Below are 13,457 nucleotides of genomic sequence, written 5' to 3' on the forward strand. Positions count from 1 at the left end.
GCCTTGCTTGGGCATAGGGTAGCGCCCACGGTCCAGGAGGACGCGCCTTGCATTCCCTACCCCAGCCCACGGCCGCCGGAGTCGAGCAGGTCCAACGCGAGGCGTTCTCGCGGATGTTCCGGCAGGTGACGAAGGTGCTGTCGTTCCTGAGTCCCCTGCCGGTGGTGATGGTGTCGCTGGGGCTCATCGGGGACACGTCCGCATGGCGCCGGTGGTGCGTGGCGTTGGCGTTGGGGCTCGTGCTGGTGGGGCTGGCGGTCGCCGCGTCGTGGCGGCGGCAGCCGGTGGTGTCCCATGAGCAGGGCACGGTGTTGCCGCTGGTGGCATTCCCCTTGTTCACGGTGGTGAACCTGTCGCTGGGGGGACTGGAGAGCCCGCTCATTCCGCTGGTGCTTCCGGTGAGCTTCGCCACGGCGATCCTCTTCTCGCCGGCCAGGGCGCGCAGGTGGGTGGGCTACCTGCTCGCGCTGCTGGGCGTGCAGGCGGCGGTGACCTTCACGGGCGCGGTGGAGGACCTGGTGCCCGTGCTCTTCGGAGGCGGCCGGCGCGCGGGGCACAGCGACGCGCTGCTCCTGACGATGCTCGCGGTGACGGCGTTCCTCGTGCTGTGGGCGAACTTCATCGGCACGACGATGCGGCGCACGTACCGGGGCATGGTGCGCACGGCGCTGGATGCACGGGATGAAGCACTGAAGGCACATGAGGAACGCGTGCGCTCGCTCACCACGCTGTCCGGAGAGATTGCCCACGAATTGAAGAACCCGCTGGCGAGCGTGAAGGGCCTGGCCGCGATGATTGCCCGCGAGGTGGAGGGCCGGCCCGCGGAGCGGCTCGCGGTGCTGCGCCGGGAGGTGGACCGGATGCAGGAGATCCTCGAAGGGTTCCTCAACTTCTCCCGGCCGCTGCTCCCGCTCAACGAAGCGCACGTGCCGCTGGATGGCCTGTGCCGGCAGGTGGCGGAGCTGCACGAAGGCATGGCGGGAGAACGGGGCGTGGGGCTGCGGGTCGCGGAGGGGCCGCCAGTGGAGGTGTGGTGCGACGCGCGCAAGGTGCGGCAGGTGTTGATCGACGTGGTGCAGAACGCGCTCGACGCCGCGCCCCGGGGCAGCACGGTGGAGCTCCAGGCCTGGATGGCCATGGAGGGTGGCGGCCACGTGGAGGTGCGGGACCGGGGTCCCGGACTCGCGGCGGAGGTGCGCGAGCGCGTCTTCGAGCCGGGTATCACCACGAAGCCCCACGGCTCCGGCCTGGGCCTGGCACTGTCACGAGCCCTGATGCGCCAGCACGGCGGAGAGTTGAGCCTGCGCGCCCGTGAAGGCGGCGGCTGCGTGGCGGAGCTGAGTCTCCCGGCCGCGCCCCAGCCGGTTGAAGCGCAGCGAAAGGAGGCCCTGCCATGAAGGCCCGCGTGCTGGTGGCGGATGACGACGCAGGCGTGCGCTACACGCTGCGCGGCTTGCTGGAGGACGACGGGCTCACGGTCGAAGAGGCCGTGGATGGCGAGGCCGCGCTCGCGCGCCTGGACTCCGAGCCTCCCGTGGACCTGGTGCTCAGCGACCTGCGCATGCCGCGCGTGGATGGCATGGAGCTGCTCCGCCGCGTCGCCGCGCGTCCGCATGCGCCCCGCGTCATCCTCATCACCGCGCACGGCTCGGAACGTCACGCCGTGGAGGCCATGAAGCTGGGCGCGCTGGACTACTTCCGCAAACCCTTCGACGTGGACGACGTGCTGGCCGTGGTGCGCCGGGCGCTCGGGATGGTCCGGCTGGAGGCGGAGAACGAGCGGCTGTCTGGCGAGGTGAACCTGCTGCGCTCGCTGGTCTTCGTGTCACCGTCGATGGCGCGGCTCGCCCTGCTCATCCAGCGCGTGGGCCCCCGCGACGTCACCGTGCTCATCACGGGAGAGAGCGGCACCGGCAAGGAGCGCGTCGCCGAGGCCCTGGTGCGCGCCTCCCCGCGCGCGGACAAACCCTACGTGCGCTTCAACTGCGCCGCGCTCACGCCAGAGCTCGCGGAGGCGGAGCTCTTTGGCCATTCGCGGGGCGCGTTCACCGGCGCCGTGCGCGCCCGTCCGGGCCTCTTCCGCGAGGCCTCCGGAGGCACCCTGCTCCTGGACGAAGTGGGAGAGCTCGCCCTGCCCCTCCAGGCGAAGCTCCTGCGCGTCTTGCAGGAGGGCGAAGTGCGGCCCGTGGGCGAGGACCGCTCCTTCCCGGTGGACGTCCGCGTCCTGGCCGCCACCCACCGCGACCTGCCCCAGCGCGTGGCGGAGGGCCGCTTCCGCGAGGACCTCTACTACCGCCTCAAGGTCGTGACGCTCCTGGTGCCCCCACTGCGAAGCCGCCCGGAGGACATCGCCGCGCTCGCAAGGCACTTCCTCGCCCGCCACACCGAGCGCTTCCACATGCCACCGGTGTCCCTGACGCCCGCCCTCCTGGAGCGCCTCACGGCCCACGCCTGGCCCGGCAACGTGCGCGAGCTGGAGAACGCCCTGGAGAGCGCAGTGGTGCTGTCCGCCGACGGAACCCTGGACCTGGAGCTGTTGCCCGGAGGCGCCAGCGCCCCCACGTCACCCCAGGTCCCCTCCAGCACCGGAGCCACCCTGCGCGAGAAGCTGGATGCACACGAGCGCGAGCTCATCCTCGCGGCGCTCGCGGCATCCAAGGGCCAGCGCACGGAGGCAGCGAAGGCGCTGGGCATCGGCCGCGCGACGCTGCACGACAAGCTCCGCAAGCACGGCCTCCTGAGTGAAGGCGAGGAACCGGAACACTGAATGCTCACTCGCGGCGTCCTTCGATGGAGTCCCAATCACTTTCGCCAGCGGAGCCGGAACCGCCAGGTCTGGCCACACATTGACCTGACAGGCTGAAATGACAGTGAATACGCAAGGAGTGTGACGCCGGGAGGAGCGGAGCATGGAGCTCGACAGGTCCGACCACGAAACCCTGGCCCGTTGGGCCGCTGACTGCGCCGAGCGCGTCCTCCCCTTCTTCGAACAGAAGTTCCCGGAGGACCACCGTCCCCGCCACGCCATCGAGGCAGCGCGAGCGTGGCAGCGGGGAGAGCTGCTGATCACCGACGCGCACGCGGCCGCCATCGCCGCGCACGCCGCTGCCTCGGATGCCACCACGCACGCCGCCGCATGCGCTGCGGCCCGCGCCGCGGGACACGCCGCCGCCACCGCCCACGTCGCAAGCCACGCGTCACAGGCCGCCACCTTCGCGGCCACCGCCGCGGCCCATGGAGTGGCCGATGTCTCGGACGCCGCCGAAGCCACCGCCCGGGAACGCGCCTGGCAGCGCCAGCATCTGCCGGAACACCTCCACGCCCTGGCGTTTCCAGCCCGGAACAATCGCTGAACGCACTGCGCGTGCGCGACGCATCCCGGCCATGCCGCCCACCCGGCATTGGCCCGGCCGCGCCATTTGACAAATCCAGCAAAATCGGATTTCCATTTTTAACATGAACTTCAAAAAACCTGTGTTGTGCACGGTGGTGCTGGCCTCCGTCGCCTGTGGCGGTGAGGCCTTCGAGGGTGAGCCAGTCGCGGCGGAGGACCTGGCCAGCACGCGGCAGGCGGTCTTCTCCGGCGTGAACGGGACGGTGTGCGAGGAGAGCCCGTACAACTGCAAGCTGCGGCCCTCCGGCGGCAACCGCGTGCAGACCAACGACCCGGACGACAACGACGCCTGGGGCATCACCACGGGCGTGCCCATCCGCGACGGCAACGGCACCGTGGTGGGCACGTCCACCCGGACGAGCTCCCTCTTCAACTACGGCCAGACGCGCACGTTCGCCGGTGAGCTGCACGCGTTCGCGACGTCGACGTCCAATTCGAGCGCGGGCTGGCTGCCCATGTCCGCCATCCTGGGGCGTACCTCCTTCGAGGGAAAGGTCGGCCACGTCTCCGCGCTGAGCTCCGGGCTGAGCAAGATGGCGTGTTACGCCGTGCGCAACTCGCACGACACCAACCTCGAGCTCAAGAAGGTGGTCTACGACAGCACGGCGACCCACGAGCGCGCGGGGGACTACCTGCCGCTCGTGCGAGCCAACGGCCTGCGCTCGGCGAACCTCACCTTCAACGTGCCGGGCTTCGGCCTGGGCGGCGTCGCGGTGGACCACTTCCCCGCGGGCACGAAGTTCCAGCGCCTGGATGTCCCGACGAACTCGGGCGCCCCCTCCATCGACATCCCGCTCTGGGTGCTGGACAGCGCGGGGCGCTACCGCCAGCAGTCCGGCACCATGAAGTTCATCTATGGCTACGTCATCGCCGCCACCAGCACCCGCCGCAACGGCTGGATGGCCTATGACGCGCTCGAGGTCAGCTCCGGCTGTCCTTGAATCACGGCGCCCTTCAGCGGGGGTACGCCTCCAACCAGGCGACGCCCCGGTGAAGCAGGCGGCGGGCGTCGAAGAGATGTGACACGGCCTGGGCAACGCTTCCGGAGCGGCCGATTCCCTCCGCGAGGCATTGCTCTCCAATGCGCGTGAAGGGGTCCACGCTGGACGCGCGCAGGGCGTCGGTCACCGGCTCGCGGGTATCGAACTCCTCGAAGTCCACCCAGCGCCGCTCGCCGTCGACCTGGAGCGGTCGCTGGTAGCGGACCACGCGCTTGCCGGGGAGGTCCGCCAGATGCTCCGCGTGGTGCAGAATCGTGAGCGTCTCCAGCGGCGCCCCGAGCATCAGCACCTTGCCCTCCGCCTCCACCAGCCGGGCCAGCGGCGAGCCGGGGCCATAGCCGTACTGGAACGCGTGGTCCGCGCAGAGCCACTCCGCCCGCGCGCCAATGGCGGCCATGCCCGCGTCAGGATGGTCGCTGCGGACCGCTCCGGGCCAGCTCCTGAGCGTCTCCGCGAGGATGCCGTGGTCGCGGCTGGCCCGCGCGGTGCGCTTGTCGAAGGTGGGGATTTCGTCGCGCAGGCGCGCGTCCTCGAAGTCCTCCGGCTCCACCCCCATCTCCCAGTCCAGGTACGCCATGAGCGTGCCCCGGCTGCCCACCGTGTCGAGCAGCGCCTGCACCACGGTGTTCACCCCGCCCAGCACGGGCCCGAGCCTCCGAAGCCCGGCATGGACCATCACGAGGTCGCCCTCCTCCACGCCCAGCCGCCGCAAGTCCTCCCTCAATCCGGTCCGGGTGGCAGGGGGCTTCGTCATGGGCTCCATCCTTCCTGTCGCATGGCGCTGAAGGATAACAACCGCCTCGCCCCGTGGGGCGCTGTAGGACTGTGCTTCTCCACGCAATCGCCTGACACCGAGAGACGGACTGGGGGGCACGAGGTGGTGTGAGCAGCCTCCCCGCTCGGAGGCGGACGGCCTCCGGCGAGGGGAGAGCAACATGAGAAGAATTCGAAATGGGATTGTGACGTGGCCCCTGGCGCTGCTGCTCCTGGCGGCCACCACCGCGAAGGCCAGCACCCAGGGCGAACCGGAAGCCTTCGAGGCCCGCGCCGGCCGGTAACGCCACCGTAACAACCTCTGCCAGAACAACACGGGCTGGGGCATCCACGAGCCCACTGCCATTCTGCGCGCGGGCAACGGCGCGGGCGGCTGTGTCGGGATCGCCTGCGCCCCGTAAGGACTTGAAGGGGTCTCCGGGGACCGCGAGGCTTTCCCGGAGACGCCTGCCCATTGTCCTGCTTTGAAAGGCAGCGCTATCCTGGCGGGGCAGCACCCATTTCCCCCAAAGACCAGGAGAAGCGAATGCGCGTGGCAATCATTGCCGGACTGATGGCCGTTGGACTGCTTGCGGGCTGCGGCGGCGCCGAGGAGATGGAGCCCATGAGCCCCGAGGAGACCAACCGCGTTGTGGAGATGGCGGTCCCGAGCGCCTGTACCGACGCGTGCGACCAGAAGTATTACCAGTGTTACTTCGGCGGCGGCGACCCCTACTACTGCAACAGCTACCGCGCGTTCTGCATCTCGCAGTGCCCGTGATGGCGTGAGCCGAAGCGGCGTGCCGGAGTTGGGGCACGCCGCACGGCGGACCGCGCGAGGGAAGAGCCCATGCGAAAGACCCTCCTTGGCGGCTTCCTGGCCGCCGGACTCCTGATGGGCTGTGGCGGAACCGACGCCGAGGCGCCGACAGACGCCACCGCGCAGGAGGTGTCCTGTTACGACGCCTGCAGGCAGCTCTACGGCCTCTGCATGCGCGCGGCGCAGGGGAACATCGAAGAGCAGCAGCAGTGCGCGGCGGAGTACGTCACCTGTAACGAGCTCTGCCCGTCCCTGGGCGTGAGCCGATAGCAGGCCCTGGACGGAGCGGGAAAACGACCGCTCACCCGTGATGTGGAGCCGCTCGGGAGCGAGAAGGACTTCCAAGCGGAGCCTGCCGCGATGCTCGCGGAATGAACGCATCGAGACATCCGCGCGCGAGGGCGGCCTTCGTCCTCGGGCTCTTCGTGGGCCCTCTCGCCGTCGCGCTCTTCGTGTTGGCGGCCTGCATTGGCGCGTCGGCGTCGGGCTGGGCCTATGCGGTGGGGAGCGTGGTGCTTTCGCTGGGGCTCCTCACCAAGCCCTGGCGAACGCGGGGCGGCCTGACACGCGCGGGATTGGGGCTCCTCGTCGCGGTCGCGACGGTCCGGCTCGCAGGGGCGGATGGCCCGCGGGTGCGCACCGAGCGGCTGCCAGCGCCGGGAACGCGCTACCTCAACCGGCTGGTGGACGAGCGCGACGGCACGCTCGTCGCGGCCCACGTCCTCTGGCGTGCGCGGAGGATTCCCGCCTCGGACGCGGCGGAGTTCATTCCCGCGCTGGAGTCCGCGTTCGACCGGCTCGCCCAGGAGGAGGGGCTGGTGGCGACGCCCGCCATCTCCACATGGCTGGGGCTCCAGTCACCGGAGGCCTTCGACACGGTGGTCATCACGCCCGGGAAGCCGAGCCCCGACACGGCCGTGGTGATGCTCCATGGCTATGCCGGCAACTTCACCGTGTATTGCTGGCAGCTGGCCCGCGCCGCCCGGGCCATCTCCGCGAGGACCGTCTGCCCGTCCGTGGGTCCCCGGGGAGACTGGTGGAGCGCGGACGGAGCGAAGACGCTCGAACGCACCCTGCTCTGGCTCCGGAGCCAGGGCATCCGCCGCGTGTACCTGGCCGGACTGTCCAACGGCGCGGTGGGCGCGCACGTGCTCGGTGGCCGGGCCGTGCCTGCTGGCATCGAGCTGCGAGGGCTGGTGTTGATCTCCGGCGCCGAAGCGCGGGCGCCAGCGCCACGGGTCCCCGTCCTGCTCGTGCAGGGCACCCGCGACACGATGATGCCCGCGCGCATCACGAGGGACGTGGCCACGCGCCTGGGGAGGCGCGCGACCTGGTTCGAGGTGGACAGCGGGCACTTCGCCTTCCTGGACCACCACGAGGCCTGTGAGCAGGCCATCGCCACCTGGCTGCTCAGGCAGGAGGGGTCCCCGCGCGAGCGGAGCTCACGGTGAGGGCTGCGCCGTCACGCGGTCCTTCGACGCGATCAACTCCTCGCGCCGCAACAACAGACGCGCGTTCGTGTTGGGCAGGATGCGCACCTGGAAGCGCCGCTGGGCCGCGTCGTCGGCCGTGAAGACGTTGCGGTCGCTCACGAGCAGCAGCGCGGTGGGCACCACGTACCGCGACGAGCGGTTGCCGTAGTAGTGCACCAGCACGTGGTACGGCCCCGGCGCCGCCTTCCGCGCGTGGTACAGCTCCGGCCCCAGGCCATCCGTGATGTCCCAGTACAGCTGCCCGCCCAGCGACGTCTGCTTGTGCTGGTAGAAGCACTTCTCCCCGTCCGGCTCGATGACCCACAGGTCGATGTCCGTGCTGTCCGAGTTCCAGTGCGTGGTGAGCTGGTAGTCGATGGGCCGCGCATCCGCGAACATCCCCTCACCGCCGGGCCCCCGCAGCCCTGCGCGGCGCGCCCTGAGCACGGCTGCCACCTCCGCGAGCCGGGGCTGCCGCTCCAGCCCCGCCAGCATCCGGGCGTAGTGGAAGCTCGCCACCGTCCGCAGCTCCTCGGCGTGCCGCTTCCAGGGACGCGCCAGGACGATCTCGTAGTTCCGGGCGGCCTCCGAATAGCGCCCGGCCGCGTCCAGCGCGAGCGCCTCCTCCATGAAGGCCTGCGCCTCGAAGGGACGGCTGAGGCGCACGTGCTCGAAGAGCTCCGCCGCCGCCGGGTACTGCCCCAGCGCCAGCAGGCCATACCCCACCAGCCGCAGCGCCTCCGCGTCGCGGGGCCGCAGCTCCACCGGCGACGACAGCGCACGCACCGCGCCCCACGTGTCCCCGGAGAAGGCACGCCGGCGCGCCACGGCCTCGTAGATCATCACGTCGTCGCGGTTCTCCCGCCGCGCCTTGCGATAGGCCAGCTCGGCCTGGAGCCGCTCGTCACCGCCCGCGTAGGGCGCGTCCTTCAGCGGCTGGCGGCGCAGGAGCGCGGGCAGGCCCTTCTGCTCGGCGAGCCGGGCCACCACCGCGCGGCCTTCGGCGGGCACGTCGTCCAGCGCGATGCCCAGGAGCTTGTCGCGGCGCTGGTCCTCTTCCCTGCGCCGCAGCGACTCCAGGTTCTGCAGGTCCACCTGCTCGTCGCGGACGGCGTAGCGCGTGTAGTCGCCCTCGGACTCCAGGACGAGCATGGAGGCGCGGGCGTTGGCCAACCGGTAGTGCTGGCTGAGCGCCACCACCATCCGGTCCAATCGCTCGTCATCCAGGGACACCAGCTGGGACACGAAGAGCTCCGCCCACGCCCGGGGCGCGAACGCGCTGTTCACGTCCACGGGCAGGGGGATGCGCAGCGTGCGCTCGGGCCCGGTGCCCGCCTGGGTCACCACCTCCAGCGCCGCGTCGCCCTTGCCCGGCAGCCGCCCCGCCACCTGAAGCTCCTGCCCGGGGAAGACGAGCCGGGGCCGGCCCGCCACCACCAGGTCCTTCACGTCCGCGCCCACCACCGACACGCGGGACAGCACCACGGACGCCGCGCGGTGCGCCTTCGCCGCGGCATCCACCTCCGCCGCGGACAGGACGTTCACGACACGCCCGCCGCTGGAGCGGGCCAGCGCGTCGAAGAGCTCCGTGTTCACCGCCGCCTCGCCAAAGCGGTACGTCACCCAGCGCAGGGACTCCACGCACGGGTGCCGGGAGAGGAGCGCGTCCACGCGGCTCTGCCCCCACGTGACGTTGCCGTCGGAGAGCAGGAAGGCGGTCACGCGCTCCCCGGCGGAGGAAGGCTTGAGCCACTCACGCCCGGCCCGGTCCAGTTCATCCAAGGCGCCGTCCACGTGTGACGCGCCCTCCAGGAAGACGCGCTCCAGCTCCGCGAAGCTGGCCTGGCGGTTCGCCGCGTCGTTCGGACGGAAGCCCGGCCCGTGCAGCCAGCGCGGACGCACGTCGAAGAGGAGCACCGCGTACTCCTTCAACGTCGCGTCCTTCTCCAGGAGGGCGCGCAGCGTGGCCGCCTGGATGGCCCAGGCGTTGCCGTCCTCGGCGGACAGCGAGGTGTCCACCACCAGCACCGCGCGGCCCGTGGGAGGCCCCTCCGCGCCAGAGGTGAGCCGCTCCGGCAGCCGCACCCGCGCGTGGAAGGCGCGGCCCGGAAGTCCCGCGTCGTCCGCGCCCACCAGCACGTCCGCGTCCTTCCCGCGGGGCGCCAGGGCCACGCTCAGCGCGCCGTCCCCGGCGAGATTGGGAAGGTCCTGAACCCACCAGGCGTCCAGCTTGCTGCGCTTCGTGACCACCCCCTCTGGCTGCACGAGGATCTGCGAGGCCTGGTTGGGATCCACGTGGACGCGGGCGGTGACGCGCAGCTCCTTGCCCGCGCCCGGAGGCAGCGGCCACGTGTAGCGCAGGTGGGTTCCGTCAAAGAGGAGCGTCTGCTCATACGCGATGACGACGCGCTTGAGGGACTTCGGAGGCAGGGGGAAGACGCGGGCGCTGAAGGTGGACGCGCCCGACCATTCGAGCAGCGCGGGGTCCACGTTGCGGCGCACGACGTCCTCGTACACCTCCCGCGCGCGCTTCTGCTCCACGACGCGGGCCTCCTGGATGTCGCCCCAGGAGCGCTTCGCGCCACGGGGCGAGGGCGGCGCGGAGGCCGCGAGCCGCTCCAGCTCCTCCGAGTCATCCCCCAGCGGAGGCAGCAGGTCCGGCGACTGGAACAGCGAGGGAGAGTCCACCGTCACCGCCCCCGAGTACAGCGCGAAGCCCGCCACCGTCGCGCCGCCAGGGAGCGGGTAATAGAACGTGCCTTCGAGGCTGCGGCCGGAGTCGTTCTCGAAGAGGTGATCGACCACGGTCCGCGCGCGGGAGCCCTGGATGTACGTGACGACGCGCACGGAGCGGGCCTTGAGGGGCTGATAGCGGCCGTCATCCCCCATCACCAGCACCTTGGCGGCGCGAGGCGCGGCCTCCACGCGAGGCAGCACGGGCTTCGGGGCATCCTCCTTGGCGGCCTGCTTCTTCGCGGGCATCGCCCCAGAACCGGAGCCGAAGCCGCCAGCGGATCTGCCACCGCCACCGCCACCGCTGCCCTTGATGATCTGGATGATCTCACGGCGGCGCTGCTCCGAAGGAGGGGGCGCGCCCGAGGGGGGCGACGCTCCGAACATGTTTCCAACAACGCCTCCGACGACACCGCCGGCCACACCGCCCTCGACTCCATCCGCTTCCGGCTCAGCGGGGGCCCGTGCGGCGGGCGCGGCCGCGGGCCGTTCACGCTCCTCCGAACGCCGGCGCATCTGGAGACGCGCCATGTCCTCGCCCGTCGTGTCATCCAACACCTCCGATTCCCCCAGCCCGGGGGCCGCGAGGGCACGCGAGCTCGGCGGAGCGGTTGCGTCCGCGAGCGCACGGTTCCTCGGTGGACGGGCGGCGGCTGGCGAGAGCGCCGCGACCTCCTCTTCGGACAGAACCTTCGGATCCGCCACGGAATCGCGCAGCGCCGCGAGGTCCACCTCCCCCGTGTCCGGTTGTCCCGCGACGGTGGCGGGGGACACCAGCCCCGCCTGGATGAAGGGCGCGGGTGTTTCACTCGGGGCGGCGGCCTTGGGAGGAGGAGCCACGTCCGCGCCCCGTTTGCATCCCGAGGCGAGGACCCCCATCAGCAACACGACAGCAGAAGCACGATAAAGGCGCATGATTGAACGCTAACCCATCCGCGAATGGCAGGCGCATGCCCGCCAAGACATGGACTCCCCATGACACCGCCATGACGCGGTAGGTTCCCAAGAAAAAGGGGATGCCCATGGACTGGTCAGCCGCGCAGTACACGCGCTTCGAGGACGAACGGAACCGTCCCATCCGGGACCTGCTCGCACGAGTCCCCACGGCCGACGTGAAGCGCGCGGCGGACATCGGCTGCGGCCCCGGCAACTCCACGGAGCTGCTGCGCGCCCGCTTCCCCATGGCCGCCGTCACCGGAATGGACAGCTCCCCGGACATGCTCGCCGCGGCGCGCAAGCGCCTGCCGGACGTGCGGTTCGACCTGGGAGACATCGCGACCTGGAGCGACCCGGGCCCCTACGACGCCATCCTGGCGAACGCGGTGCTGCAGTGGGTGCCGGACCACGCCACGCTGCTGCCCGCGCTCCTCCACAAGCTGACGCCGGGGGGAAGCCTCGCGGTGCAGATGCCGGACAACCTGGAGGAGCCGTCCCACCGGCTGATGCGGGAGACCGCCAGCGCGGGTCCCTGGGCGGACAAGCTGAAGGGAGCCGCGAGCGCCCGGACCGAGCGCCATGACGCCGACTGGTACTTCCGCACGCTGCGCGAGGCCGGAGCCACCACGGTGGACGTCTGGCGCACGACCTACTTCCACCCGCTGACCGGAGGCGCCGGCGCCGTGGTGGAGTGGTTCAAGGGTTCAGGGCTCCGGCCCTTCCTCGAACCGCTCGACGCGGGGGAGAAGACAGACTTCCTCGCCCGCTACCAGGCAGGGATTGCCCAGGCGTACCCGGCCCTGCCCGACGGGACGGTCCTGCTGCCCTTCCCCCGGCTGTTCATCGTCGCGACGCGCTAGCAAGTCCGGAGGCAAGGCTCCCCAGAGTAGCGACAGCGGCCTCGATGCGCGGCGTCCAGGGCTGGCCACAGCTCAGCCGGATGAAGTTCCGGTAGGAGTCCGGCCGCGCGGAGAAGATGGATCCGGGCGCGATGCTGATGCCCGTCTCCAGTGCCCGCGCGTTGAGCGCGTGGGCATCCACCGACGGAGGCAACTGCACCCACAGCAGCAGCCCTCCCGAGGGCAGGGCCACGCGCGTGCCCGCGGGAAAGTGCTCGGCGACGGCGCGGGCCACGTGCTCCACCTGCGAGGCGAGGTTGCGGCGCAGGGCGCGCAGGTGTCTGTCATAGCCGCCGTTCTCCAGGAAGCGCGCGACCGCCTCCTGGGTCAGCAGCGGTGACGCCACGGTGTGCGCGAACTTGAGCAACTCCACGCGCTCCCGGAACCGGCCCGGGGCCACGTAGCCCACGCGGAAGCCCGGGGCGATCGTCTTGGAGAACGAACCACACAGCAGCACCTGCCCGCGCGTATCGAAAGCCTTGCAGGGACGGGGACGCTCCGGGCCGAAGTGCAGGTCACCGTAGATGTCGTCTTCGATGAGCGGCACGTCGTGCGCGGTCACCAGCTCCACCAGCCGGCGCCGGTTTGCCTCCGGCATGCAGCTGCCCACCGGGTTGCTGAAGCTGGGGACCACCAGCACCGCGGCCACGCGCCGCCGCTCCAGCGCGGACTCCAGCGCGTCCAGCTCCATGCCATGGCGGGGATGGCAAGGAATCTCCAGCGCCTTGAGGCCCAGCGACTCGATGGCGAGCAGCGTGCCGTAGTAGGCGGGAGACTCGATGGCGATGGTGTCGCCCTTGCGCGCGGCCGCGACGAGGCACAGGTGCACCGCTTCGGAGGCCCCGCTGGTGGTGACGAAGTCATCGGCCCCCAGCGAGCAGCCCCACTCCAGCGAGCGCTTCGCCAGCTGCTGTCGCAGCAGCTTCGAACCGGGAGGCACGTCGTACATCACGCCCTCGGCCTGTCGCTCCCGCGCGAGCAATCCCAGCTCCCGGGACAGGCGCCGCGTGGGAAGCAGCTCCGGCGCAGGCCACGCGGTCCCCAGCTGCACGACGCGCGGCTCCCGTGACGACCGGTACAGATGCGACACCAGGTCGCTGACGGTGACAGGCGTCGCGGAAGCGGGCGGCCGGGACACCGGAGGCTCGGCGAGGCGGAGCCGCTCGCGTTCGCGCACGTAGTGGCCGGACTGGGGCCGCGTCTCGATGAGCCCCTGGGACTCCAGGTGCAGGTAGGCCTGGAGCACGGTGGAGACGCTCACCCGCTCACGGGCGCTCAGCTGCCGCACGGAGGGCAGCCGCTCACCGGGGCGGAGCGTGCCCGCGGCGATGGCGTCCTTCAGCCGCTCCGCCACGCGCTCATAGAGCTTCAGGGATTGCGCACGTGCGCCCATGGAACGTCCTCCTTCAGTCCTCGACGAATAGCGCCCGGCGCTCCGACTGCCCAGGT

At 71.1% G+C, this 13,457-nt stretch carries 12 protein-coding genes; 9 read left to right on the top strand and 3 right to left on the bottom strand.

Features of this window, described 5'->3' with window-relative positions; all coding sequences use genetic code 11:
• The first annotated feature begins 47 nt into the window (after positions 1–47).
• The 4 genes from D7X30_RS15540 (at position 48) to D7X30_RS15555 (ending at position 4,335) form a co-directional block, all read left to right on the top strand.
• Positions 48–1,397 carry a HAMP domain-containing sensor histidine kinase gene (locus D7X30_RS15540; RefSeq protein WP_147443203.1) on the top strand — a complete coding sequence of 450 codons (1,350 nt, stop codon included), beginning with the start codon at positions 48–50 and terminating at the stop codon, positions 1,395–1,397.
• Positions 1,394–2,767, top strand: coding sequence for a sigma-54 dependent transcriptional regulator (locus D7X30_RS15545; RefSeq protein WP_120563681.1), 1,374 nt, complete (start codon positions 1,394–1,396; stop codon positions 2,765–2,767). The genes D7X30_RS15540 and D7X30_RS15545 overlap by 4 nt, the downstream gene beginning before the upstream one ends.
• Before the next feature lie 142 nt (positions 2,768–2,909).
• Positions 2,910–3,353, top strand: a complete 444-nt coding sequence (locus D7X30_RS15550) for a putative immunity protein (protein WP_120563682.1) — start codon at positions 2,910–2,912, stop codon at positions 3,351–3,353.
• A 103-nt stretch (positions 3,354–3,456) separates the two neighbouring features.
• Positions 3,457–4,335: a hypothetical protein gene (locus D7X30_RS15555; RefSeq protein ID WP_120563683.1), complete on the top strand. Its 879-nt coding sequence runs from the start codon at positions 3,457–3,459 to the stop codon at positions 4,333–4,335.
• A 13-nt stretch (positions 4,336–4,348) separates the two neighbouring features.
• Here D7X30_RS15555 and aac(3) read toward each other — a convergent pair whose 3' ends face one another.
• On the bottom strand, positions 4,349–5,149 hold the full coding sequence (gene aac(3), locus D7X30_RS15560) for an aminoglycoside 3-N-acetyltransferase (protein WP_120563773.1): 801 nt from the start codon (positions 5,147–5,149) through the stop codon (positions 4,349–4,351).
• Positions 5,150–5,330: 181 nt separating this feature from the next.
• On the opposite strand from aac(3), the gene D7X30_RS43415 reads away from it, so the two are divergent.
• From D7X30_RS43415 to D7X30_RS15575, 4 genes are all read left to right on the top strand, one after another.
• A complete protein-coding gene (locus tag D7X30_RS43415) occupies positions 5,331–5,453 on the top strand; it encodes a hypothetical protein (RefSeq protein WP_255424201.1) in 123 nt (40 codons plus the stop codon).
• 248 nt (positions 5,454–5,701) lie between these two features.
• Positions 5,702–5,929, top strand: a complete 228-nt coding sequence (locus D7X30_RS15565; protein WP_147443204.1) for a hypothetical protein — start codon at positions 5,702–5,704, stop codon at positions 5,927–5,929.
• 69 nt (positions 5,930–5,998) lie between these two features.
• The gene (locus D7X30_RS15570) at positions 5,999–6,238 is read left to right on the top strand and encodes a hypothetical protein (protein WP_120563685.1); all 240 of its coding nucleotides are present in this window, start codon (positions 5,999–6,001) and stop codon (positions 6,236–6,238) included.
• 101 nt (positions 6,239–6,339) lie between these two features.
• Positions 6,340–7,419: an alpha/beta fold hydrolase gene (locus tag D7X30_RS15575; RefSeq protein WP_120563686.1), complete on the top strand. Its 1,080-nt coding sequence runs from the start codon at positions 6,340–6,342 to the stop codon at positions 7,417–7,419.
• On the opposite strand, the gene D7X30_RS15580 is transcribed toward D7X30_RS15575, so the two are convergent.
• Positions 7,411–11,013 (bottom strand): VIT domain-containing protein, encoded by a 3,603-nt coding sequence (locus D7X30_RS15580; protein WP_233591577.1) that lies wholly within the window; start codon positions 11,011–11,013, stop codon positions 7,411–7,413. The genes D7X30_RS15575 and D7X30_RS15580 overlap by 9 nt on opposite strands.
• 182 nt (positions 11,014–11,195) lie before the next feature.
• Here D7X30_RS15580 and tam point away from each other — a divergent pair, with 182 nt between their 5' ends.
• The gene (gene tam / locus D7X30_RS15585) at positions 11,196–11,969 is read left to right on the top strand and encodes a trans-aconitate 2-methyltransferase (protein WP_120563774.1); all 774 of its coding nucleotides are present in this window, start codon (positions 11,196–11,198) and stop codon (positions 11,967–11,969) included.
• Here the strand turns inward: tam and D7X30_RS15590 are convergent.
• Positions 11,950–13,401 carry a PLP-dependent aminotransferase family protein gene (locus D7X30_RS15590; protein WP_120563688.1) on the bottom strand — a complete coding sequence of 484 codons (1,452 nt, stop codon included), beginning with the start codon at positions 13,399–13,401 and terminating at the stop codon, positions 11,950–11,952. The two genes, tam and D7X30_RS15590, sit on opposite strands and share 20 nt — an antisense overlap.
• Positions 13,402–13,457 lie beyond the last annotated feature (56 nt).

It is taken from the genome of Corallococcus sp. AB011P, from assembly GCF_003611605.1.
GTDB lineage: Bacteria > Myxococcota > Myxococcia > Myxococcales > Myxococcaceae > Corallococcus > Corallococcus coralloides.

What these genes read in the sequence shown, in the direction of transcription:
- D7X30_RS15545 (WP_120563681.1), top strand. Translation starts at nt 1,394, where the DNA reads ATGAAGGCCCGCGTGCTGGTGGCGGATGACGACGCAGGCGTGCGCTAC.
- D7X30_RS15550 (WP_120563682.1), top strand. Translation starts at nt 2,910, where the DNA reads ATGGAGCTCGACAGGTCCGACCACGAAACCCTGGCCCGTTGGGCCGCT.
- D7X30_RS15555 (WP_120563683.1), top strand. Translation starts at nt 3,457, where the DNA reads ATGAACTTCAAAAAACCTGTGTTGTGCACGGTGGTGCTGGCCTCCGTC.
- D7X30_RS43415 (WP_255424201.1), top strand. Translation starts at nt 5,331, where the DNA reads ATGAGAAGAATTCGAAATGGGATTGTGACGTGGCCCCTGGCGCTGCTG.
- D7X30_RS15570 (WP_120563685.1), top strand. Translation starts at nt 5,999, where the DNA reads ATGCGAAAGACCCTCCTTGGCGGCTTCCTGGCCGCCGGACTCCTGATG.
- D7X30_RS15575 (WP_120563686.1), top strand. Translation starts at nt 6,340, where the DNA reads ATGAACGCATCGAGACATCCGCGCGCGAGGGCGGCCTTCGTCCTCGGG.
- tam (WP_120563774.1), top strand. Translation starts at nt 11,196, where the DNA reads ATGGACTGGTCAGCCGCGCAGTACACGCGCTTCGAGGACGAACGGAAC.
- D7X30_RS15590 (WP_120563688.1), bottom strand. Translation starts at nt 13,401, where the DNA reads ATGGGCGCACGTGCGCAATCCCTGAAGCTCTATGAGCGCGTGGCGGAG.